Source organism: Burkholderia sp. SIMBA_051 (genome assembly GCF_046534915.1).
Lineage (GTDB): Bacteria > Pseudomonadota > Gammaproteobacteria > Burkholderiales > Burkholderiaceae > Burkholderia > Burkholderia ambifaria.
Window position 1 is genome coordinate 82,890 of record NZ_JAWRXS010000011.1, and the last position, 23,340, is coordinate 106,229.

Annotated in this window: 19 protein-coding genes; 9 read left to right on the forward strand and 10 right to left on the reverse strand. The window is 67.3% G+C overall.

Features of this window, described 5'->3' with window-relative positions; translation table 11 throughout:
- The first annotated feature begins 112 nt into the window (after window positions 1–112).
- Window positions 113–2,047, forward strand: coding sequence for an SMP-30/gluconolaconase/LRE-like region family protein (locus SB771_RS25470; RefSeq protein WP_175659876.1), 1,935 nt, complete (start codon window positions 113–115; stop codon window positions 2,045–2,047).
- Between the two features lie 269 nt (window positions 2,048–2,316).
- Window positions 2,317–5,202 carry a bifunctional YncE family protein/alkaline phosphatase family protein gene (locus SB771_RS25475; RefSeq protein ID WP_175659875.1) on the forward strand — a complete coding sequence of 962 codons (2,886 nt, stop codon included), beginning with the start codon at window positions 2,317–2,319 and terminating at the stop codon, window positions 5,200–5,202.
- Window positions 5,203–5,310: 108 nt separating this feature from the next.
- Here SB771_RS25475 and SB771_RS25480 read toward each other — a convergent pair whose 3' ends face one another.
- The 8 genes from SB771_RS25480 to SB771_RS25515 form a co-directional block, all read right to left on the reverse strand.
- Window positions 5,311–6,267, reverse strand: a complete 957-nt coding sequence (locus SB771_RS25480; RefSeq protein ID WP_175660147.1) for a hypothetical protein — start codon at window positions 6,265–6,267, stop codon at window positions 5,311–5,313.
- Window positions 6,268–6,467: 200 nt separating this feature from the next.
- A complete protein-coding gene (locus tag SB771_RS25485) occupies window positions 6,468–7,490 on the reverse strand; it encodes a MerR family transcriptional regulator (RefSeq protein ID WP_175659874.1) in 1,023 nt (340 codons plus the stop codon).
- A gap of 72 nt (window positions 7,491–7,562) precedes the next feature.
- The gene (locus tag SB771_RS25490) at window positions 7,563–8,504 is read right to left on the reverse strand and encodes an amidohydrolase family protein (RefSeq protein ID WP_175659873.1); all 942 of its coding nucleotides are present in this window, start codon (window positions 8,502–8,504) and stop codon (window positions 7,563–7,565) included.
- Window positions 8,482–9,429, reverse strand: coding sequence for a YncE family protein (locus tag SB771_RS25495; protein ID WP_175659872.1), 948 nt, complete (start codon window positions 9,427–9,429; stop codon window positions 8,482–8,484). The genes SB771_RS25490 and SB771_RS25495 overlap by 23 nt, the downstream gene beginning before the upstream one ends.
- Window positions 9,430–9,475: 46 nt before the next feature.
- Window positions 9,476–10,768: an MFS transporter gene (locus tag SB771_RS25500; RefSeq protein ID WP_175659871.1), complete on the reverse strand. Its 1,293-nt coding sequence runs from the start codon at window positions 10,766–10,768 to the stop codon at window positions 9,476–9,478.
- A 95-nt stretch (window positions 10,769–10,863) separates the two neighbouring features.
- Window positions 10,864–11,781, reverse strand: a complete 918-nt coding sequence (locus SB771_RS25505) for a dihydrodipicolinate synthase family protein (RefSeq protein WP_175659870.1) — start codon at window positions 11,779–11,781, stop codon at window positions 10,864–10,866.
- Between the two features lie 8 nt (window positions 11,782–11,789).
- Entirely contained in the window at window positions 11,790–12,962 is a 1,173-nt protein-coding gene (locus SB771_RS25510; protein WP_175659869.1) for an L-rhamnonate dehydratase, read from the reverse strand.
- A 50-nt stretch (window positions 12,963–13,012) separates the two neighbouring features.
- Entirely contained in the window at window positions 13,013–14,059 is a 1,047-nt protein-coding gene (locus SB771_RS25515; protein ID WP_175705304.1) for a 4-hydroxythreonine-4-phosphate dehydrogenase PdxA, read from the reverse strand.
- A 155-nt stretch (window positions 14,060–14,214) separates the two neighbouring features.
- Here SB771_RS25515 and SB771_RS25520 point away from each other — a divergent pair, with 155 nt between their 5' ends.
- Complete coding sequence (locus tag SB771_RS25520; RefSeq protein ID WP_175659867.1) at window positions 14,215–15,165, forward strand: LysR family transcriptional regulator; 951 nt, start codon at window positions 14,215–14,217, stop codon at window positions 15,163–15,165.
- A 256-nt stretch (window positions 15,166–15,421) separates the two neighbouring features.
- On the opposite strand, the gene SB771_RS25525 is transcribed toward SB771_RS25520, so the two are convergent.
- A complete protein-coding gene (locus SB771_RS25525) occupies window positions 15,422–16,708 on the reverse strand; it encodes an MFS transporter (RefSeq protein ID WP_175659866.1) in 1,287 nt (428 codons plus the stop codon).
- 408 nt (window positions 16,709–17,116) lie between these two features.
- Window positions 17,117–17,272 carry a DUF3309 family protein gene (locus SB771_RS25530; protein WP_012365129.1) on the reverse strand — a complete coding sequence of 52 codons (156 nt, stop codon included), beginning with the start codon at window positions 17,270–17,272 and terminating at the stop codon, window positions 17,117–17,119.
- Window positions 17,273–17,476: 204 nt separating this feature from the next.
- On the opposite strand from SB771_RS25530, the gene SB771_RS25535 reads away from it, so the two are divergent.
- The 6 genes from SB771_RS25535 (at window position 17,477) to SB771_RS25560 (ending at window position 23,330) form a co-directional block, all read left to right on the forward strand.
- Window positions 17,477–18,151 (forward strand): histidine phosphatase family protein, encoded by a 675-nt coding sequence (locus SB771_RS25535; RefSeq protein WP_175659865.1) that lies wholly within the window; start codon window positions 17,477–17,479, stop codon window positions 18,149–18,151.
- A 19-nt stretch (window positions 18,152–18,170) separates the two neighbouring features.
- Window positions 18,171–19,202, forward strand: coding sequence for a phosphotransferase (locus SB771_RS25540; protein WP_175659864.1), 1,032 nt, complete (start codon window positions 18,171–18,173; stop codon window positions 19,200–19,202).
- A gap of 50 nt (window positions 19,203–19,252) precedes the next feature.
- Window positions 19,253–20,017 (forward strand): SDR family oxidoreductase, encoded by a 765-nt coding sequence (locus tag SB771_RS25545; protein WP_126226383.1) that lies wholly within the window; start codon window positions 19,253–19,255, stop codon window positions 20,015–20,017.
- 7 nt (window positions 20,018–20,024) lie between these two features.
- On the forward strand, window positions 20,025–20,783 hold the full coding sequence (locus tag SB771_RS25550; RefSeq protein ID WP_012365133.1) for an SDR family NAD(P)-dependent oxidoreductase: 759 nt from the start codon (window positions 20,025–20,027) through the stop codon (window positions 20,781–20,783).
- A 33-nt stretch (window positions 20,784–20,816) separates the two neighbouring features.
- Window positions 20,817–22,061: an acyl-CoA dehydrogenase family protein gene (locus SB771_RS25555; RefSeq protein WP_175659863.1), complete on the forward strand. Its 1,245-nt coding sequence runs from the start codon at window positions 20,817–20,819 to the stop codon at window positions 22,059–22,061.
- Window positions 22,062–22,424: 363 nt separating this feature from the next.
- Window positions 22,425–23,330 carry a LysR family transcriptional regulator gene (locus SB771_RS25560; protein ID WP_126226386.1) on the forward strand — a complete coding sequence of 302 codons (906 nt, stop codon included), beginning with the start codon at window positions 22,425–22,427 and terminating at the stop codon, window positions 23,328–23,330.
- Window positions 23,331–23,340 lie beyond the last annotated feature (10 nt).

Genomic DNA, 23,340 nt, shown 5'->3' on the forward strand with positions numbered 1-23,340 from the left:
TGTAATACCGACTGCACCGGATGATTTAGCGGAAGTATTTACGCATTGTCGATTTCAAACCATCCGGCTGCCCTTCGTGTGAATGATTCCAACATTCAGGAGAACCTCAGCCATGGTCGCCAGAAAATCGATTCGGGCCGTGCTGCTCGCCGCCGCGATCGCCGCGATCGCGCCTTACGGATATGCGGGTAATACCACCGACTGGCTGGCGAATACATATGGCACGCTCGCGGCGCACGTCGGCAACGTCGCACGTTCGATGTGGGTCGCGCCCGAAGGCGTGATCTACACCGCGTCGATGTGGGACGAGGATGAGGGCGGCGTCGCGATCTACCAGAACGGCAAGAGCGTCGGCTCGATCGGCGCGCATTCCGAATTCCAAGGCAGCGCGATCACGGGCAACGCGACGTCGCTGTTCGTCGCGCTGCAGCCCGGCAGCACCTACGGCAGCGGCGCGATCGGGCGCTACAACCGCGCGACGCACTTTCGCGACAAGCTCATTCAGGTCACCGCCGCGACGAACCAGCCGCGCATCGACGTCGTCACCGGGCTCGCCACGGCCGGCTCGCTGCTCTACGCGAGCGATTTCTACGGCAACCGCGTGCGGGTGTTCACGACCGACGGCGTCTGGCAGCGGGACATCGGCGTGTCGGCGCCGGGCGCGCTCGCGGTCGACGCGGCGGGCAACGTCTGGGTCGCGCAGAAAAGCGCCGGCGCGGTCGTCGAATTCAGCCCGGCCGGCGCGCCGCTGAACACGATCCGGCTGGCTGCCGGGTCGCAGCCGTCGGCGCTCTATGTCGATGCGGCGGCAGGGGAGCTGCTGGTCGGCGACGAAGGCCCCGACATGAACATCAAGCGCTATACCGTATCGGGCCGGCCCGCGCTGGCCGGCACGTTCGGCGTGCGCGGCGGCTATCTCGACACGACGGCGGGCATCAAGGGGCAGGTCGGCGCGAAGCGCTTCACCCGGATCGTCGGGATCGGCAAGGACACGGGCGGCAACCTGTACGTGCTCAACAACCCGTGGGGCGGCAGCTGGGATCTCGGCCGCAACGGTGCGACCGACATTCACGCGTATAGCAGCACCGGCAGCCTGCGGTGGACGCTGCAGTCGCTCAACTTCGAAGGGATCGCCGCACCCGATCCGGTCACGGACGGCGCGCTGTTCTACAGCGGCACGCACATCTACGGCGGCACCGCTGGCGGCACGTTCGTCGCGAATACCGTCGATCCGTTCACGTATCCGTCGGATCCGCGCATCAACATGAACGACACGCAGCGCGACGAGCACTTCGGGCTGCTGACGTCGGTCGGTGCGAACCGGATCCTCGTGGCAGCGGGACAGAATCCGCCGGTTTACTACTTCTTCCACTTCAACGCGGCCAACGGCTATGTCGCGATTCCCGACGGATCGATCCCGGGGCCCGCGTTCAACACGACCCTGCGCGTGTCGGCCGGCTTCAGCCTCGACAGCAAGGGCGGCGTATGGGCCGGCCTCGACAAGACCGGCGCCATTTATCACTATCCGCTGACCGGCTTCGATGCGAGTGGCAAGCCGTCGTGGGGGCCGGGCGTGCCGACGCGGGTGCCGGCCAGCATCCAGCCGCTGACGCGCGTCGTCTATCTCGCCGACAGCGATACGATGGTGCTCGCGCAGGGCGTGGTCGGGAGTACGGACTGGACGTCGATCGGCACGCGCATCGAGGTGTATCACGGCTGGAGCGCGGGCAACACGACGAAGCCGAATCCGGTGATCACGCTGCCGCACAGCGGCGCGAAGTCGATCGACGCGGCCGGCAACCACTTGTTCGTCGGCTACTGGTTCAGCAGCAGCGGGCCGCTGTGGCCGAACATCGACGCATTCAATCTCGACACCGGCAACCTCGACACGACGCTCGTCAATGCAAGCCCGGCGACCGTGGATACCAGCAGCGCGATCGACGCGATGTACAGCGTGCGCGCGTACCGCCGCTCGAACGGTGAGTACGTGGTGACGAAGAACAACGTGAAGGGGAACAGCATCACCGTTTATCGGTGGACACCTTGAGCGCGGCGCCTCGAATGCAACGATGACACCACGATGGCTGTCATCGAAACGTCTTCGCTGTAACCACATGTAATAGGTCGGCCCGCAATGGAGCCGGTCATCCGCTTGACACTGGGCGGCGCTGTAATTCCGGCACGTCGGCGATAGCCGACGCAAGCCATTCGATCGCTTGGCACAGGCCCTCGCCACCGCGCGACACGGGCAGACAGGGCCAGGATCATGCCGGACACGTCAGACGATAATCGCCCCCACTGTTCCAGAGGATTCCTATGAAAAATAGCCAGGTCAAGCGCGCGCTCCGGCTCGGAGCCGTCATGTCGGCCGTGCTGCTTGCGTCGCAGGCGCACGCGGATGGGTTGAATGCCGCCGATGCCGCTCGCGTGCCGAGCGGTCAGTTCGTCACGCCGCTGGCCGTTCGTGGCGCGGTCCAGCAGTTCCTGAATCCCGGTTTGCCGGCTTACCCGCATTTCGTCGCGGGGGAGGCCGTGCGCTCGCAGTTGAGCCCGGACGGCAAGACGCTGGCGATCATCACCGCCGGCCAGAACTCGCTGTACAAACCCGACGGTTCCGTCGACACCGCGAACTCGACGCAATTCATCTTCCTGTACGACGTGGCGGGCGCGAACAAGACGCGCCCGGTGCTCAGGCAGGTGCTTCAGCAGACCAACGCATTCGTCGGCCTGGCGTTCTCGCATGACGGGAGCACGCTCTACGCGACCGGCGGCAGCGACGATGCGGTCTACGTCTATGCGCAGCACGGCGGCACGTGGGCGCTGTCGACCACGATCGCGCTCGGCCACGGCGGCAAGGGCGTCGGCATCCGCGTGCAGCCGAACGCGGCGGGACTCGCGCTATCGGCCGACGGCAAGACGCTGGTGGTCGCGAACAACTACAACGATTCGATCAGCGTGATCGATACCGCGACCAACAACGTGCGCTACGAGCACGACCTGCGCCCGTTCTTTGCGGGCAACGAAGGCCGCAGCGGCGACGCCGGCGGCACGTTCCCGTTCGCGGTCGTCATGAAGGGCAACGGCGTCGCGTATGTATCGTCGGATCGCGATCGCGAAATCATCGCGATCGACGTGTCGTCGCCGTCTCGCGGTCGCCTGGTCAAGCGCATCAAGCTGGACGGCAACGCGCTCGGCATGACGCTCGACGCATCGCAATCGAGGCTGTTCGTCGCGCAGGACAACGCCGACCAGGTTGCGGTGATCGACACGAACACCAACGCGATCGTGACGCGGATCGACGCGCGCGCACCGGCCGGTGTGCTGGCGCACGGCCAGACGCACACGGGCGCGGCGACGTACGCGGTCACGCTGTCGCGCGACGGCCGGACGCTGTATGCGACCAATGCCGGCGCGAACGAAATCGCCGTCATACCGCTCGTCGGCGAGCGCGCGTATCGCGTCACCGGATTGATTCCGACCGCCTTCGAGCCGCACGACGTGACGTTCAGCGCGGACGGCACGTGGATGTACGTGGTGAACGGCAAGAGCACGACCGGCCCGAACCCGGACCACCTGTCCGGCGCGACGCCGGCGCAGGCCGCCGCGTCGCGCGCATCGAACGAATATCAGTTTCAGCTCGAGCGCGCGTCGCTCGTGAGCGCGCCGGTGCCCGCGGCGGGCGAGCTGCCGAAGCTGACGCAGCAGGCCGCGCGCAACAACTTCTATCGCCCGGAAGACAACGACCGGGATAACGAAGTGATGGGCTTTCTGCGCCGGCACATCAAGCACGTGATCTACGTCGTCAAGGAAAACCGCACGTTCGACCAGGTGCTCGGCGACATCGGCAACGGTGCCGACGGCGATCCGCGGCTCGCCCAGTTCGGCCGGAACATCACGCCGAACTTCCATCGGCTGGCGAGCCAGTTCGTGACGCTCGACAACTTCATGAACCCTGGCGACGGCAGCATGGACGGCTGGTCCTGGGCGCTTCAGGGGCGCGTCACCAACACCGAGACGATTACGCAGCAAATCAACTACGCGGCGGTCAATCGCGGCCTGTCGTACGAGAGCGAGGGCACGAACCGCAGCGTGCCGGTCAACTGGGAATCGGTGCAGCAGCGCGATGCGGCAGCCGGCCCGGCCGGCACGACGAACTACAGCAACGCGGCGGCCGGCTTGCCGGGCGGCGCGGCGAACCTGCTGCCTGGCACCGGCAACCATGCGTCGTCCGATGCGCCGTTCGGCCGCCAGCGCGGCTACATCTTCGATGCGGTGCTCGCCGGCGGCGGCACGGTCCGCAACTACGGATTCCTCGTCAATAACATCGGCAGCATCGGCACGGCCGCGAACCCGATCGTCGACCCGCGCGCGTCCGGCGTCGTCCAGGTCGCCGCACTGGACCCGCGGCTGGCGTCGATGACCGATGTGTACTTCCGCGGTTTCGACCAGACCTATCCGGACCAGTGGCGCCTGAACGAGTGGAAACGCGAGTTCGACCAGTATGTCGCGAGCGGCAACCTGCCGACGCTGTCGCTGGTGCGCCTGTCCCACGATCACATGGGCGCGTTCGGCACGGCGTTTGCCGGCGTGAATACGCCGGAAACGCAGCAGGCAGACAACGATCTGGCGGTCGGCCGGCTCGTCGAGGCCGTCGCGAAGAGCCCGTATGCGAGCGACACGCTGATCGTCGTGACCGAGGACGACGTGCAGGATGGCCCTGACCATGTGGATTCACATCGCGGGCCGGCGTACATCGTCGGGCCGTACGTGAAGCAGGGCGCGGTGATCCGGACGCGCTACAGCCAGGTCAACGCGCTGCGGACCATCGAGGACGTGCTCGGCACGCAGCACATGAACCTGAATACCGCCTACCAGCGACCGATGAGCGACGTGTTCGACGTGCATGGCCCGGCGTCGTGGAGCTATACGGCCGTCGCGTCGACGGCGCTGAAGGGCACCGGGCTGCGACTGGCCGAAGGGGCGGGCGAGAGCCTGCTGCACTACGCGGCCGGGCCCGATGTCACGCCGACGCATGACGCGGCGTACTGGGCGAAGGTGACGGCGAAGTTCGACTTCGACGATGCCGACGAGGTGCCGGCGGATCAGTTCAACAGGGTCTTGTGGAAAGGCATGATGGGATCGAAGCCGTACCCGAAGCTGCGGGGCGTGACGCAGAAGGTGGCGAGCCGCGACGACGATTGATCGTCCGGGCGGCTGCTTTGGAAGTCGTCGGCCCTCCCGGCGGGAGGGCCTTGTTTTTTGCCAGGCGCGTGGGAGCGGTCGGCCACGCGCGCTATATCAGATTCGCAGTCAAAGCCCCGGCAACTGAATCTGCCGCCCCGCCGGACGATGCTCGAGGACATCCGTGACTTCGTATTCGGTTTTCGCTCCGTCCGAGGTTTGCCACTGCTGCATACGGACATTGCACACGAGCACGTCACCCTTGCTGAAACTGATCTGGCTGTTGTTCACGCGCGACAGGAAGCCGGCATCCGTGATCGCCGCGTGAATCGTCGACGCGCCGTCGTACAGCCGCCACTTGTTGTCGTCCTTGAACGCGAGTGACACGATCGAGAACGCCATCTTTCGATGTTCGTCGAGAAGGAGCGCGTCGGTTTGTCCGGGCGCGTGAAACCATGCGATCTCATCGCGGGTGATCGTCTCGACCACCTCGGTGTCGGTGCCGGTCGCGAAAATCACGATGCCGTCGCGCGCGAGCGGCGCAAGCACGTGCTCGGTGGCCTGTCGAACGCCGACGTCGCGCAGCAGCGTGAGGACCGACAGGTCGATCTCGAGTTGCTCGCCGTCCACGTGCAGCGTCGCGGTATGGTCCTGCATCTGCACCCGCTGGATCTCGCGCCCGCGCAACCACTTGAGGACGGCGAAGAGACCCTTGCTCGCCTTCGGCGCGGCGATGCCGAGCGCGGTCAGGATCGTGACCGCGTTGGCAAGCGCCGTGCTTTCGTTGCCGCCCAGGAGGTCGCGCATGCGGCCGAGCAGCGAGGTCGCGAGCGTGAAGTCGATTCCGAAGCTGCCGGTCTTGAAGCTGCCGCGCACGTTCACGCGCGGTTGAACCTGATCGCCGCACAGTGCCCGTGTCGACGCTTCCAGCAAATCTCCGATTGCAAGCAGTGCGGGCGCGAGTTCGCGCACGTCCATTTCGGAAGAATCGAGTGCGGGGCCGTCGTACGTGACGCGAAATCGGCTCATGGTGTCGAGGCGGCCGAAATCGGCCGGGCCGGTACGGTTTTCATGGCGTGCGGTCATGCGAAATGTCGGCTGGAGACGTGGACGATACAGGAATCGAATTCGTTCGGATGCCTTGAATGTTAAGCGCGATCGATCGGCTGCGCGCGACGTTGGCCATCGGGCCAGGGCGATCGTCCGACGTGTCCCGACAGTGCCCGCCAAGCATCGAACTTTTCCACTGATTTCCCGGTTGCGACCGCCGACTAGCGTGCAGCGGGTTACGCCGCTTCCGGCCTGCGGGCGATCCGCTCGCGGATATCGGGCGACGCCAGGCACATCGCCACGGCTTCGTAGCCGGGCGCACCACGGTAAGGCGCGACGCGGGAAGGTGGAGTGTGATTCGCCGGACACAGGATGATCGCCTCATCGGGTCCGACCGCCGACAGATCGAGGATGGCCGACGAACGCGTCATCAGGAACAGCGGACGCGCGTCGGTCGCGGCGCGTGTACGCAGCCACGCGATCAACGCCTGTTGCGTGGACCGGTCGAGATCCTGTTCGATCAAATCGACGACCAATGCGCTCGGGCCCGGCGCTTCGAGGCAGGCAAGCAGCGCGGTCAGGGCCGGCGATTGCGTTGCGCCACGGTCGATGAGCGACGCCAAAGCGCGCGCCACACGCGCCTGCCACGCCGGGTTGGCCTGCAGCGCTCCCGATGCCGCGGCAGCGCCGTTTTCCAGCCGATCGAGTCCCACGAATACCGCGCCGGGCAGCGCCTCGGCCAGCCGCATCGCCAGTCGCGTCTTGCCGCTTCCCAGCGAGCCGATGATGTAGTTCAACGGGCGAATGTCGTGAAACTCGAACCACTCGCCACCCCACGGCCACGGCAGATTGAACGCGACACCGGCGCCGCGATCGTCGAGCAGCTGCGTCAGCTCCCCGTCGGCCGGCATCCGGCCGCGCGCAAGGCCGGTGCGCATCGCACGCACTCGATCGAGCTTGTGGACGAGATCCTGAATGCCGAGGTCGAGCGCCGCTTCGTGGGCGGCCAGCGCGTCATCGAGACTGCGCGCGTCGCCACCGAGCACGCTCGCGACCTGCGCCAGGCTCAGGCCAAGCGCACGCAGCGCGACGATGTCGGCCGCGCGTGCGAGATCGTCGGGGCCGTAGACGCGATAGCCCGCCGGCGTTCGCTCCGGCGCGACGAGACCGTGCCGCTCATAGAGCCGCAGCGCCTTTACCGATACGCCGAGCCGCGCGGCTGCCGCCGAGGCACTCAAGCGAAGCGTGGACGTGCCCATTCGTCACCCCTGTCTGCCGTCGATTCGTCACCGCCAGCATAAAGGCGACCCCAAGGGCCGGGTCAAGCCCGTTCACGAAATCCGGTACACGCGCATCGCATTGTCATGCCAGATTGCCTGACGCGCCGCATCGTCAAGGTCCGCCATCGCGCGGGCAAACGTACGCAGCAGCGCCGGATACGACACGCGCAACCCCGCCACCGGGAAATTGCTCGCGAACAGGCAGCGCTGCCAGCCGAATATCGCGATCGTGTCGCGGATGATCCGCGCGTTGTCCGCGTCGTTCCACACCGCATCACGCAAGCCGAGTTCGGAAATCTTCACGGTCACGCGCGGCGATGCGGCCAATGCTTCCATGCCGCTGCGCCAGCGCGCGAGCCCTGCTTCCGAGCGATCCCACGGCAGCCCCGCGTGTTCGAGCACGACGTCGATACCGGGCGCATCGGCCAGCAGCGCGGCCGCGTCGCCGAGATGCCAGAACGGCACGCGCAGATCCCAGCCGAGGCCATGCGCGGCGACGCGCTCCAGCGCGGCCGGCCAGCGCGGATCGCGCAGCGTGCCCGGCCCGTCAACGGACGCATCCGGCGTCGCGGCGGTGCGCGGCTTGAACCGCACGCCGCGCACGCGCGGCCACGCGGCCTGTTCGGCGAGCCGCTCGTGCGCATCGTCGGCCAGCAGGTCGACCCACGCGACGACCGCCGACGGCAGCCCGTGTGTGGCCGCGACCTCGTGCAGCCAGCGCGTTTCCGCGAGCGCCTCGCCGCGCGCCCGTTCGGCCTCGACATGCACGCTCGCGACGATCGGCGCGCGTTGTGCGGCATGCCGGTAGTCGTCCACGCCGAAGTCGCGGCACAGCGCCGCGTAGTCGCCGAACATGAAGCGCGCCGGGTCGTAGCGTTCCTGCAGCCACGGATAGTGCGCACCCGCGCCGAGCTGCCACAGGTGGTGATGCGCGTCGACGAGCGCAGCCGGCAGCGCGTCGCCGTGCCGTTCAGCGCGCGCCTGCGAGCACATACGACGCATCGGGTTCGCGCAGCGTCGGCCAGGCGCCGACGAACCGCCACGCATCGAGATCGAGCTCGCGCACGTAGTCGTCCTGGAACGACACGTACGCGACGCGCCGTGACGGATGGAACGACAGCGCGGTCGGGTTCGCGGGCAGCGCGACGCGTTCGATCTCCTCCAGCTGCCGCGCGTCGAACACCGAGATCGACTGCTCGCCGGAATTCGTCAGCAGCAGCAGGTCGCGGCCGTCCGGCGCGCTGGTGCGGTAGATGCGGTTCGGATCGCTGCGCGTCTTCACGCGGCGGCCGCAGGTCATCGTGTCGGTGTCGATCTCGACGAGCGTGTCGTCGCCGCGATTCGCGACGAACAGCGTGCGCTCGTCGCCCGACAGCGCATTGCCTTCGGGACGCGGGCCGGGCATCACCGCGCGCGGCGCGACGGTCGCGTCGCGCGGATGGAACTGTGTGACCGTGTTCGACAGCAGGTGCACGCCATATGCGCGGCTCGCATCGCGCGTGAGCGTCACGAGGTGGGTCTTCACGCCGCCGGACGGCACGGCCATGTTCGGCACGCTCTGGCGGGTCGGTTCGTCGAACACGAGCAGCATGTCGTGCGCTTCGCTCATCGCGTACAGCCGGCCGTCGCGATCGGTCGCCATCCCGTGCGGCCGGTAGTACGGCCACAGGTCGAGCATCCGCGTATGCGTGCGCTCGACGAGGTCGATCTCGGCGATCCGGTGATCGCCTTCATGGCCGCGCGACCAGGCGGTCTCGATCCCGAAGATGCCGACGTACGCGAATCGATCGTTCACGTCGACGGTGAACTCGTGCGGGAAGTTCGGCAGCACGAGGTGCTTGAGCGCGGCTTTCGTTTCGAGGTCGTAGAAGCTGAAGGTATGGGCGCATTTCTGCACCAGCAACAGGATGTCGTTCATGGTGTGTCTCCGTGGTTTCGTTCGCGTGACTGCGTGTCGATGTGCGTCAGCCTTCGCAGCGCTTCGGCAGCGTCAGCGCGAGCAGGCCGGCCACCGCGAGCGTGACGGCGAGGCTGTACACGCCGGCCGCCGCGCTCACGTGCTGGGTCAGTACGCCGACCGCATACGGGCCGCAGAAGCCGCCGAGGTTGCCGAGCGCGTTGATCAGGCCGCGCGCGCTGCCGGCCGTCTCGACGCTGCACAGCTTCGGCGGAATCGCCCAGAACACGCCGGCGGCCGCCTGCAGGAAGAAGCCGCAACCGATCAGGAACGCGAACGATACGGACATCGATGCATGCGTGAGCACCGACAGCGCGAGGCACGCGCCGAAGCCGACGAGCGGTAGCAGCACGAACAGGCGGCGCTTGCCGGTTCGGTCTGACAAATACGACGTGGCGAACATCCCGATCACCATCGCGACATACGGCAGCATCGCGAGCAGGCCGACCTTGCCCATCCCGCTGTGCGTGAGGTTCTTCAGCAGGGTCGGCAGCCACATCGTATAGCCGTAGATGCCGACCTGATAGCAGAAGTTGATCGCGATCAGCAGCCAGATCGTCGGGTTGCGCAGTATCGCGCCGAACGACGCGGCCGCCGGCGCGCCGGCCGCCTGCTTGCGCGCCTGTTCGTCGCGCAGCGCGTCGAGGATGTACGCCTTCTCGCGCGGCGACACCCAGCGCGCGGTTTGCGGGCCGTCGTCGGCGAACATCATCCACGCGAACAGGCACAGCAGCGACAGCGCGCCGGCGCTGAAGAACAGGTGACGCCAATCGTACGCGGCGAGGATGAAGCCGGACAGCGGCGCGGTGATCATGCCGGCGAGCGGCACGAACATGATGACCATGGCGTTCGCGCGGCCGCGTTCGCGGTCGGGAAACCAGTGGCTGACCATCGTCAGCACGACGGGCAACATCCCGCCCTCGGCCACGCCGAGCAGGAAGCGCAGCGTCAGCAGCTGCCACGTGTGAGTGACGAGCCCGGTCAGCACCGACAGCACGGCCCAGCTCACGAGCGACCACGCGATGAAGGTCTTGCCGCTGCCGAGCGCCGCGCGCCGGCCGCCGGGGATCTGCAGGAACAGGTAGCCGAAGAAGAAGATGCCGCCGGCGAGGCCGGCCATCGTCGCATCCATGCCGAGATCGGCGTTCATCCCGCCCGGCATCGCGAACGCGATGTTCACGCGATCCATGTACGAGACGATGCAGGCGAGCAGCAGCGGCGGAATCACGCGCAGCCAGCGGCGGCGCGGAATGGCTTCGCCGGCTTCATAGGCCGGGGTGGCGGGGTTCAACAGGTTCATGGTGTCTCCGATCCATGTGACGAGCGGCGGCGGCCATCTGTCGGACCGCCGTCACGCCGATGCGCAACGTTGTTGCAGGGGCAACCGGTGTGTGGCTAGCGTCCCCAGCGCAGCACGAGCGGATCGAGCCGCCGCGCCGCGTCGAGCAGGCCCGCGCGCACCTCGGGGTGCAACTCGGGCCACGGCGCGCGCGGCCGGTCGCACGCGATCACGCCGCCTTCCTTCATCAGCGCCTTCGCGGTCAGGAAACCCGACTGGCGGTTCTCGTAGTTGATCAGCGGCAGCCAGCGCGCGTACTGCTCGCAGGCTTCGTCGCGGCGTCCGGCGAAATACGCGTCGGTGATCCGGCGGATACCGTCCGGGTAGCCGCCGCCCGTCATCGCGCCGGTTGCGCCGGCATCGAGGTCGGCGAGCAGCGTGATGCCTTCCTCGCCGTCCCACGGCCCTTCGATCGCGTCGCCGCCGAGCGCGATCAGCTCGCGCAGCTTCGACGCTGCACCGGCCGTCTCGATCTTGAAGTACGACACGGCGTCGATCTCGCGCGCGAGCGTCGCGAGCAACGACGCAGGCAGCGCGACGCCGCTCGCGGGGGCGTCCTGGATCATCAGCGGAATGTCGAGGCCGTCGGCGACTTCGCGGAAGAACGCGCGCACCTGCGCTTCGGGCACGCGGAACGTCGCGCCGTGGTACGGCGGCATCACCATCACCATCGCGGCGCCGCACGCCTGTGCGTGGCGGTTGCGTTCCGCGCAGATGCGCGCGCTGAAATGCGACGTCGTGACGATCACCGGCACGCGGCCGGCGACGTGTTCGAGCGTCGTGCGCGTGATGAGGTCGCGTTCGTCGTCGCCGAGCGCGAACTGCTCCGAGTAGTTCGCGTGGATGCAGATGCCCTGCGAGCCGGCATCGATCATGAAGTCGAGGCAGCGGCGCTGGCCGTCGAGATCGAGCGCGCCGTGCGCGTCGAAGATGGTCGGCGCGACCGGAAAGACGCCCTGGTAGCGTGCGTTCATGGTCGTGCTCACTCGACGATGTCGAACTGGTCGAGGAACTCGGTCTTCAGCGTGAGACCGAGGCCCGGCACGTCGTCGCGCAATTGCAGGAAGCCGTTCTCGGCCACCGGCTCGCCGTCGAAGATGTAATAGAACAGCTCGTTGCCGACTTCCACGTCGAACATCGGGAAGTACTCGCTCATCGGCGACGCGAGCGTGCTCATCGTCAGGTGATAGTTGTGCATCTGGCCCGCATGCGGAATCACCGGCACGCTGTACGCCTCGCACAGCGCATTGATCTTGTGCGCCATCGTGATCCCGCCGACGCGGTTCGTGTCGTACTGCACGACAGACACGGCCTTGCGGTCCAGCAGCTGCTTGAAGCCGTACAGCGAGAACTCGTGCTCGCCGCCGGAGATCGGAATGCGCGTGAGCTGGTTCAGTTCCGCGTAGCCGTCGATGTCGTCGGCGATCACCGGTTCCTCGAGCCAGCGCGGCTGATACTTCTCTAGCTTCGGCAGGATGCGCTTCGCGTACTCGAGATTCCAGCCCATGTAGCACTCGAGCATCAGGTCGTTGTCGTAGCCGATCACCTCGCGGATCGCCGCGACCGACTTCAGGTTCTCCACCACGCCCTGCTGCCCGTGCGAGGGCCCGTAGCCGAAGCGCATCTTGAACGCGCGGAAGCCTTCCTTCATATAGCGCTGCGCCTCGTCCTGCATCTCTTTCAGGTCGGTGCGGTAGAGCTTCGAGTAATAGCAGGGGATCTTTTCCTTCGTGCGGCCGCCGAGCAGCTTGAACACGGGCTTGCCGACGCTCTTGCCGAGGATGTCCCAGATCGCGATGTCGACCGCCGAGATCGCCGCCATGCCGATGCCCTTGCGGCCCCACGCGTGGGTCGCGCGGTACATCCGCTGGTTCAGGTACTCGTAGTCCCACGGGTCCTGGCCGATCACGAGCGGCGCGAGGTACTGGTCGATGATCGCTTTCGCGATGTGCGGCGCGAGCGCGACGTTGCCGAGGCCGACGATACCGTCGTCGGTCTCGACTTCGACGACGGTCCACGCATGGAAGCGGAACGTGCTCATGGTTTCCTGCGGGGCGTACAGCAGGTCCATCGCGTTCGAGCAGAAGTTGCCTTGCGGCGGGACGGTCTTGCCTTTCCACTGGAATACGCGGGCGCGCACGGAGCGGATCTTCATGTTGGTGTCTCCTGGAATCGATGTTGTCGTGTGCAAGCGGCGCTTGATGCTTACGCCGAAACGGCGGGCGTGCGGCGCGCGGCGCCCATCCGGCAGGCGATCTGCAGCGCCTGCCAGGTCGCGCCGACGTCGGCCGTGCCGCGCCCCGCGATGTCGTAGGCGGTGCCGTGCGCGGGCGTCGTGATCGGCACGGGCAGCCCGCCCTGCACGGTCACGCCGCGCGAGAAGCCGAGCAGCTTGATCGCGATCTGCCCCTGGTCGTGGTACATCGTGACGATCGCCTGGTAGTCGCCGGCCTGCGCCTTCAGGAAGATCGTGTCGGCAGGGAACGGGCCGTGGAACGGCGCGTCGGTCGGCCAGTCGCGCGCCTGCAGCTTGCGCACCGCCGGCTCGATGATGTCGACTTCCTCGCGGCCGCAACTGCCGCCGTCGCCGCCGTGCGGGTTGAACGCGGCGATCGCGACCTTCGGCGTCGCGACGCCGTTCGCGAGCAACGACCGGTAAATCAGTTCGGACGCCTGTTCGATGCGCTCGACGCTCAGTTGGGCCGCCGCTTCCTTCAGCGGGATATGCGACGAGATGCGCGCGGTCCACAGTTCGCCGAGCGTGTTGAATTCGCAGAAGTAGCCGGTCACGCCGAGCGCGGCCGCGAAGTGGTGCAGCTCGTCGTCGTGCCTGAGCCCGCCGAGCTTCATCGCGTACTTGTTCAGCGGCGCGAAGCAGATCGCGTCGATGTCGCCGGCGAGCGCGGCGTCGAGACACTGGTCGAGCACGGTCAGCGTCGAGCGGCCGCCGGCCGCGCCGGGCTGGCCGACCGTGACCTGCGCGGGATCGATCGTGTCGACCGCGACGAACGCGGCGCGCGCGGTGGACGGCCGGCCGCGCACGGCGGCGAGCGATTCGACGGACTCGACGTCGACCGTCACGCCGGCGACGCGCTGGCCGGCTTCCCACAGCCAGCGGTCGCCGATCAGCACGAGGTTCGCGCGGCGCGTCGCGTCGGGCCGCGCGAGCAGTTTCGCGATCAGTTCGGCGCCGATGCCGGCGGGGTCGCCGAGCGTCAGCGCGACGACGGGCAGGGCAGCGGCGGTCGTCATGAGGCGTCTCCGTGACGGGCGGCGGTCGGTTGCGGGTTCATGCGGTGTCTCCGGTGGCGGCGCGTGGCCGTGGGTCTATGGGGTTCATGCTAGGTAGACGGAATGAGTCGGTAAATTGAAAACTCTTGATGAATCGATAACCTGGAGTAATCGAAATGGGCTCGATCGATCGACGAGACTCGACTCCCCAATTGCTGAACCGGCTGCGGATGCGGCAGATCGCGCTGCTGCTCGCGGTGGAGGAATGCTCGACGCTGCACGCGGCCGCCGGGCAGCTGGGCCTCACGCAGCCGGCCGCGACGAAGATGCTGGCCGAGCTGGAAAGCGCGCTCGGCCAGCGGCTGTTCGACCGCGTGGGGCGCGGGCTCGTGCTGAACCCGGCCGGCGAGCGCGTGCTCGGCTATTTCCGCGGAATTCGCGGCAGCATGGAGGCGCTCAATCGCGAGTTGGGTGAACTGCAGCTCGGCAGCGCGGGGCGGCTTGCGATCGGCAGCATCATGGCCGCGTCGCCGGGGCGGCTCACCGAGGCGCTGGTGCAGTTGAAGGCGCGCTATCCGTTGCTCGCGATCGACATCGCGGTCGATACCAGCGACCGGCTGATGCCGCAGTTGCGCGAAGGCGTGCTCGAAGTGGTGATCGGACGTAACGTCGGCACCGATTGCGACTTCCGCGTGGTGGACGACGAGGCGCTCGCGATCATCGCGGGCCGCGACCATCCGCTTGCCGGCGCCGGGCCGGTCGAATTCGACGTGCTGCTCGATTACACGTGGATCCTGCAGCCGGCCGGCAGCCCGGCGCGCGAGGTCGTCGAGCGCGAATTCCGCGCGCGTCACCAGCCGATGCCGCGCGGGCTGGTCGAGACGGGCTCGATCCTGACGACGATGAACCTCGTCGACCGTTCGCACATGCTCGGCGTGATTCCGCTGACGGTCGCGCAGCGCAACGCGGCGCACGGGCTCGTGGCGATCCTCGATTACGAGCTCGGCCAGAAGCTGCCGTCGTACGGGAGTCTGGTGCGGCGCGACCGGCCGCTGAGCATTCCCGCGCAGCAGTTTCTCGCGCTGTTCCACCGGGAAGGCGGGCCGGGCGATGACGGCGCCGCGTAACGGCGCGGTTTGCCAGCCGAGGCGGCCGAGCCAGCCGCGCCAGCCGAGGCGACCGAACCAGCCGAATCGGCCGAATCAGCCGAGCTGGCCGAGCCAGCCAAGCACGCCGAACAAGCCGCGTCGGCCGCGTCGGCCGAACCAGCCGAACCAGCCGAACCAGCCGAACCAGCCGAGGCACCACCATCGCGGAACGCAGTGAAGCGCGACGGCGACGCTGGCGAGACGGGGGAGGCAGGCGAACCCGAAGCGAACGGCTTCAGCGCGCCGACGGTGCAACCGGCGATTCGGCGAGCGGCGGCGCCGCTTCGGACAACGCGCGATCCGGCCGGATCCGCAGCGCGGCGACGATGCCGATCAGCAGCATCGCGACCGACCCGACGAACGGCACCGTCCAGCTGCCGGTGTGATCGACGAGATAGCCGAACAGGATCGGCGACAGAATCCCCGCGATCGCCGAACCCGCGTTCATCATCCCGCTCGCGATGCCCGCGTGTTGCGGCGCGATGTCGCTCGGCACGGCCCAGATCGGCCCGATCGTCAGTTCGAGGCACAGGAACGACCCGGACAGGCACAGCGCGATGCCGGCCGTCGAATGCACGAACGCGAGCGGCAGCAGGCAGACGAGCGCGCCGGTGAAGCTCGTGACGATCACGCTCTGGCGCGACAGCGCGAGGTTGCCGGTCTTGCGATAGATGCGGTCGCACAGCCAGCCGCCGAGCGTGTCGCCGACCACGCCCGCGAAGAACACGCCGGACGCGAACAGCGCGGTCGATTTCAGGTTAAGGCCTTGGCCGTTCAGGAAGAAGGTCGGCAGCCACGTGAAGAACAGCCACGCGGTCCAGCCGTAGCAGAAGTACACGAAGATCGTCGGCGCCATCCGGCGGAACAGCGGCCCCCACGGCGTCGGGCCGGACGACGGTGCCGGGCGGGTGGCCGCAGCGGTGTGCGTACGGCCGTTGCCGTCGCCTTCTCCGCGCGGGTACTCGCGGAAGCCGACGACCCACCACACGAGCCACACCATTGTCACCGCACCGATCACGAAGAATGCCGCGCGCCACGACAGCCACGTCATCAGCGCGGCGACGATCGGCGGCGTGACCGCGTTGCCGAGCCGCGAGAACGAATGCGTGAAGCCCTGCACGACGCCGCGCCGTTCGCGCGAGAACCAGTGCGTGATCGCGCGGGCCTGCGCGGGCAGCGTCGCGCCTTCGCCGATCCCGAGCAGCAGGCGCGCGGCGAACAGCAGCGCGAGGCTGTGCACGAGCCCGGTCATGAACGTCGACGCGACCCAGATCAGCCCGCAGCCAATCAATGTGATGCGCGCGCCGAAGCGGTCGGCGATCCACCCGCCGCCGATCTGGCAGATTGCATACGAATAGGCGAACGCGGAGAACGCGATGCCGAGCTCGGTATTCGACAGCCCGAGCTCGGCCTTGATCGCGCCGGCCGCGGTCGCGAGGTTCACGCGGTCGACGTACAGGATGAACGAAAGCGCGCATAGCAGCCACAGCGTGTGGCGCCGTTGACGGTGATCGGTAGGCATGTGTCTCACTCCATTTTCGTGCGCGGCGTTGCAATGACGCAGCGTTCACGGGCGGGGCCAGCATCGCGCGCAGGAGGAGGCACCGTCTAATGAATCTTTTCGATCAATTGATAACCTGAGGCGTTCGGAATTGGCGGGCGCGGGTCGCGCGGGAGGACGATCCTCCCTGCTAATGCGCGACGTACGCGCGGCGTTGCTCGAGGGCGGCGGGAAACACGTTCTCCTGAATTGGAGCGGATCGGTGCGCGAGCAACGGACAGCGATATCCCGCCCGCGTGGGTCGACGGCATCAGATGCCGTCCGCACGGGCTACGGAGGTGCCGATCATCGCTTGCCTTTGTAAAGAAGTGATGGCGGCGACAGGGGAAGGCGCGCGTGGGCGTTCAACCGGGACGCGCGCCTTCCCGCTCAAATCCGCCCCAGCAACACCAGTATCACGACGATGACGACGACCAGCCCGAGAGTGCCCGATGGCCAGTAGCCCCAGCTCCGGCTGTGGGGCCATGCAGGAAATGCTCCGATGAGCAGCAGAATCAGAACGATGATAAGGATCGTACCGAGCATCGCACCCTCCTGAGTGGTGATATGACGGTGCCTGCTGTCGCAATTCGCGTGCCGCGACACTGGGCAACTCGAAACTCTCTGAAAGCGCATTGTCTGAATCGGTGGAATTCATTCCATGAATACCAACCGATTCAGAAAATAAATTTCAAAAATGTAAGCGCGATCGCTATGCTGGGCCTTCGGTTCCCTTCAGGCGGACAGGCAATGGCTGAACTCTTTCTGGTACGGCACGGGCAGGCGTCGTTCGGCACGGACGACTACGACCGGCTGTCCGCTGGCGGCGAGCAGCAGGGCGTGTGGCTCGGCGAATACTTCGCACGGCAGGGCCTGACGTTCGACCGCGTGATCTGCGGCACGATGAACCGGCATGCGCAGACGGTCGCCGCGATCCTGCGCGGGATGGGTCGCGAAGGCGCGCCGGTCGACCGCCATCCTGGCCTGAACGAATACGACTTCCACGGGCTGTTCGCGGCGGCGGCCAGCGACTATCCGGAGATCGCGCGGCTCGCGGCCGGCTCGATGAAGGAGCACTTTCGCGCGCTGCGACAGGTGCTGCACCTGTGGGCCGACGACAAGCTAGGCGACACCGCCCCCGAAACCTGGGCGCATTTCCAGCAGCGCGTCGCCGACGCGCGCGCCGCGATCCGCGACGGCGGCAGCCAGCGCGTGCTCGCGGTGAGTTCCGGCGGCCCGATCGCGGTGACGGTGCAGCAGGTGCTCGCCGCGCCGCCGTCGAGCGCGATCGCGCTGAACCTGCAGATCCGCAACAGCAGTCTTTCGCAGTTTTTCTTCAACGCCGAAGCGTTCCACCTGGCGTCGTTCAACGGCATCCCGCATCTCGAGGATCCCGAACGACATGCGTGGCGCACCTACGGCTGACCTACGAACGATCGCGACGATGACGAACCCTTCCCAGCCCCTCGACGTAGCCCGTCTCACGCGCTATCTGGAAGCGCACGTGCCGGGTTTCGAAGGCCCGCTCGACATGGAGAAGTTTGCCGGCGGCCAGTCGAACCCGACCTTCCTGCTGCATGCGAAGAGCGGCCGCTACGTGCTGCGCCGCCAGCCGCCCGGCGAACTGCTGAAATCCGCGCACGCGGTCGATCGTGAATTCCGCGTGCTCACCGCGCTGTCGGGCACCGCGGTGCCGGTCGCGCATCCGTATCACCTGTGCGAAGACCGCGACGTGATCGGCAGCCTGTTCTACGTGATGAGCTTCGAGGACGGCCGGATCTTCTGGGATCCTGCGCTGCCGGAACTGCCGAAAGCCGATCGGGCGATTTGCTACGACGCACTGCTGCGCACGATGGCCGCGCTGCACGACGTGGACGTCGACGCGGTGGGCCTCGCCGACTACGGCCGCCCCGGCAACTACTTCGAGCGCCAGATCGGCGTGTGGACGAAGCAGTATCGCGCGGCCGAAACCGAGCGCCTCGACGCGATGGAGGCGCTGATCGACTGGCTGCCGAAGGCGTGCCCGGAGGACGCCGGCCGGCCCGCGCTGGTGCACGGCGATTTCCGGATCGACAACGTGATGTTCGCGCGCGACGACTATCGCGTGCAGGCCGTGCTCGACTGGGAACTGTCGACGCTCGGCAACCCGTTCGCCGATCTCGCGTACTTCTGCATGTGCCTGCGGCTGCCGTCGGGCGGACAGGTGCGCGGGCTCGCGGGCCAGGATCGTGCCGAACTCGGCATTCCCGATGAAGCGGCGATCGTCGCGCGCTATTGCGAACTGCGCGGCATCGAGCCGATCCGCGACTGGCACTTCTATCTCGCCTTCAGTTTCTTCCGGCTCGCGGCGATCGCGCAGGGCGTGAAGGCGCGCGCGCTGCAGGGCAACGCGTCGAGCGAGCAGGCGCTGCGCGTGGGCGCGATGACCGGACGGCTGGCCGAAATGGCCGTCGGCGTGATCGACGCGCATCGCTGACATCGCCGAGCGGCGGCACGACAACATACAACATGGAGGAGCACAGCAACATGGCAACGAATCTGTTCGACCTGACGGGCAAGATCGCGCTGGTGACGGGCGCGAGCCGCGGCATCGGCGAGGAAATCGCGAAGCTGCTCGCGGAGCAGGGCGCGCACGTGATCGTGTCGAGCCGCAAGCTCGACGACTGCCAGGCGGTCGCGGACGCGATCGTTGCGGCGGGCGGCCGCGCCGAAGCGCTGGCCTGCCATGTCGGGCGGCTGGAGGACATTGCCGCGACGTTCGAGACGATCCGCGGCAAGCACGGCCGGCTCGACATCCTCGTGAACAACGCGGCCGCGAACCCGTATTTCGGGCACATCCTCGATACCGATCTCGCCGCGTACGAAAAGACCGTCGACGTGAACATTCGCGGCTACTTCTTCATGTCGGTCGAGGCCGGCAAGCTGATGAAGGCGCAGGGCGGCGGCGCGATCGTCAACACCGCGTCGGTGAACGCGCTGCAGCCGGGCGACCGGCAGGGCATCTATTCGATCACGAAGGCGGCCGTCGTCAACATGACGAAGGCGTTCGCGAAGGAATGCGGGCCGTTCGGCATCCGCGTGAACGCGCTGCTGCCGGGCCTCACGAAGACGAAGTTCGCCGGCGCGCTGTTCGCCGACAAGGACATCTACGAAAGCTGGATGGCGAAGATCCCGCTGCGCCGCCACGCGGAGCCGCGCGAAATGGCCGGCACCGTGCTGTATCTCGTGTCGGATGCGGCGAGCTACACGAACGGCGAATGCATCGTCGTCGACGGCGGCCTGACGATCTGAGCGCGCGATGAAACTCGACAGCTATGCGGGGCAGGCCGTGATGATCACCGGCGCCGCGAGCGGCTTTGGTGCGCTGCTCGCGAGCGAGCTGGCCGCGATGGGCGCGCGGCTCGCGCTCGGCGACCTGAACGACGACGCGCTCGAACGCGTGGCCGCGCCGCTGCGCGCGGCCGGCGCCGACGTGATCGCGCAGCGCTGCGACGTGCGCGTCGAAGCTGACGTGGCATCGCTGGTGCAGGCGGCCGCCGCGCGCTTCGGGCGGCTCGACGTCGGCATCAACAACGCGGGCATCGCGCCACCGATGAAGGCGCTGATCGACACCGACGAAGCCGATCTCGACCTGAGCTTCGCGGTGAACGCGAAGGGCGTGTTCTTCGGGATGAAGCACCAGATCCGCCAGATGCTCGCGCAGCGCGAAGGCGTGATCCTGAACGTCGCGTCGATGGCCGGGCTCGGCGGCGCGCCGAAGCTGGCCGCGTACGCGGCGTCGAAGCATGCGGTGGTCGGGCTCACGAAGACGGCCGCGCTCGAATACGCGCGCCACGGCATTCGCGTGAACGCGGTGTGCCCGTTCTACAGCACGACGCCGATGGTCACCGACAGCGATATCGGCGACCGCCAGGACTTTCTCGCGCAGGGCTCGCCGATGAAGCGGCTCGGCCGGCCCGACGAAATCGTCGCGACGATGCTGATGCTGTGCGCGAAGGAAAACACTTATCTGACCGGGCAGGCCGTCGCCGTCGACGGCGGCGTCTCGGCCTTCTGACCGAACCGAACACGCAATCTCGAGGAGTCGATCATGGACTTTGGCTACACCCCGAAAGTGGAAGCGCTGCGCGAACGCGTGCATGCGTTCATGGACGCGCACATCGTGCCGCGCATCCGCCAGTGGAACGACGAAGTGCACGCGGGCCAGTATCCCGTGTCGTTCATGGAGGAGCTGAAGGAACGCGCGAAGGCCGAAGGGCTGTGGAACCTGTTCCTGCCGCACCTGAAGGACGACGAGCCCGGCACGGGCCTGACCAACCTCGAATACGCGCCGCTCGCCGAGATCATGGGGCGCGTGAGCTGGGCGTCGGAAGTGTTCAACTGCAACGCGCCGGACACCGGCAACATGGAACTGCTGCACATGTTCGCGACGCCGGAGCAGCGCGAACAGTGGCTGCTGCCGCTGCTGCGCGGCGAGATCCGGTCGGCGTTCGCGATGACCGAGCCCGACGTGGCATCGTCGGATGCGACCAACATCACGACGCGTATCCGGCGCGACGGCGACGACTACGTGATCGACGGCCGCAAGTGGTTCATCACGAACGCCGCGCATCCGAACTGCAAGATCTTCATCGTGATGGGCAAGACCGATCCCGATGCCGAGTCGCACCAGCAGCAGAGCATGATCCTCGTGCCGCGCGACACGCCGGGCGTGACGATCGTGCGCAACATCACGGTGGTCAATCACCATGCGCCGGAAGGGCACTGCGAGATCACGTTCGACAATGTGCGGGTGCCGGCGCGCAACCTGCTCGGCGAGGAAGGCAGCGGCTTCGCGCTCGCGCAGGCGCGCCTCGGCCCGGGCCGCATCCATCACTGCATGCGTTCGATCGGCGCGGCCGAGCTGGCCTTGGAGCTGATGATCGACCGCGCACAGTCGCGCGAGGCGTTCGGCAAGCCGCTGAATCGTCACGGCACGGTCGGCGAATGGATCGCGCGGTCGCGCATCGAGATCGACCAGGCGCGCCTGCTGGTGCTGAAGGCCGCGTGGATGATCGACAAGGTTGGCGCGAAGGCGGCGCGCAAGGAAATCTCGATGATCAAGGCGCTCGTGCCGACCGTGTACACGGACGTATGCGACCGCGCGATGCAGGTGTTCGGCGCGATGGGCCTGAGCCCCGACACGCCGCTCGCCGACATGTGGACCTGGGGCCGCGCGCTGCGCTTCGCCGACGGCCCGGACGAGGTGCACCTGCAGGCGATCGCGCGGATGGAGATCAAGGACGGCGTGCGCGGCTCGACCGAGCCGTACCTGACGCGGCCGCCGCGCGGCTGAGCCTCGCGCCGCGACGCGCGGGGGCGGCATGGACGAACAGATGGTGCACGCCGTAACATGGGGGGCCTGTTCCCGCTCATAACGGGCTTGCGCTGGCCGTCAGAAGGGCCGAGCGCAAGGATTGCGACGAAGCGAATACTCGACGTATTCGCAAGGAGCATGACGCAGCGATCGGCCCTTCTGGCGGCCAGCCCCGCGAATGATTTTTTCCAAACAGGGGAACGCGCCTTGCCGGCCGTATTGCGGCGTCGATCGTCGCTTGTTTGGCATGGCCAAACGGCGCTCCTCTCTCCTTGCACTACGACCGGCAAGGCGCGTTCGCAAGCCCGTTATGAGCGGGAACAGGCCCCTGGAGACCCGGCGATGCGCCTTTCGAAGATTGATCTGAACCTGTTCGTCGTATTCGAGGCGATCTACAACAAGCGCAACCTGACGCGCGCGGCCGAGGTGCTGAACCTCACGCAGCCGGCCGTCAGCAACGCGCTGGCGCGGCTGCGCAAGACGCTGAACGATCCGCTGTTCGTCAGCACGCCGGCCGGGATGATGCCGACGCCGATGGCCGAGAACATCGTCGGCCGCGTGCGCGAGGCGCTGCAACTGCTCGATTCGAGCGCGCACGAAGGTGACGTGTTCGATCCGGCCTCGTCCGAGCGCGTGTTCCGGCTCAGCATGAGCGACCTGACCGAAGCGCTGCTGCTGCCCGCGCTCGGCGAGCTGCTGCAGACGCATGCACCGGGCATGCACGTGCGCAGCTACACGATGGACCGGCGCGAAGTCGCGACCGCGCTCGCGAACGGCTCGGTCGACATCGCGATCGACGCGCCGCTGATCGGCGATCCGCATCTGCACCAGGCGCTGCTCGTGCGCGACCGTTACGCGTGCATGATCCGCGACGATCACCCGTTCAAGGGCGACACGCTGACCATGGACGACTACCTGTCGATGGGGCACATCCACGTGTCGAGCCGCCGCAAGGGCAGCGGGCACGTCGACGCGGAGCTGACGCGGCTCGGGCTGCGCCGCAACATCCAGATGCGCGTGCAGCACTACATGGTCGCGCCGCTGATCGCGATGCGCGGCGATCTCGCGCTGACCGCGCCGCTGCGGCTGCTGCAGCGCTATCCGGCGCGGATTCTCGAACTGCCGTTCGAGATGCCCGGGCTTGAATACTTCTGCTACTGGCATCGCAGTGCCGATCAGGACCAGGGTAGTCAGTGGCTGCGGGAGCAGTTGATGACGCTGATGGGTGGGATGGGGGAGGGGCGGTGACGGGACGCCA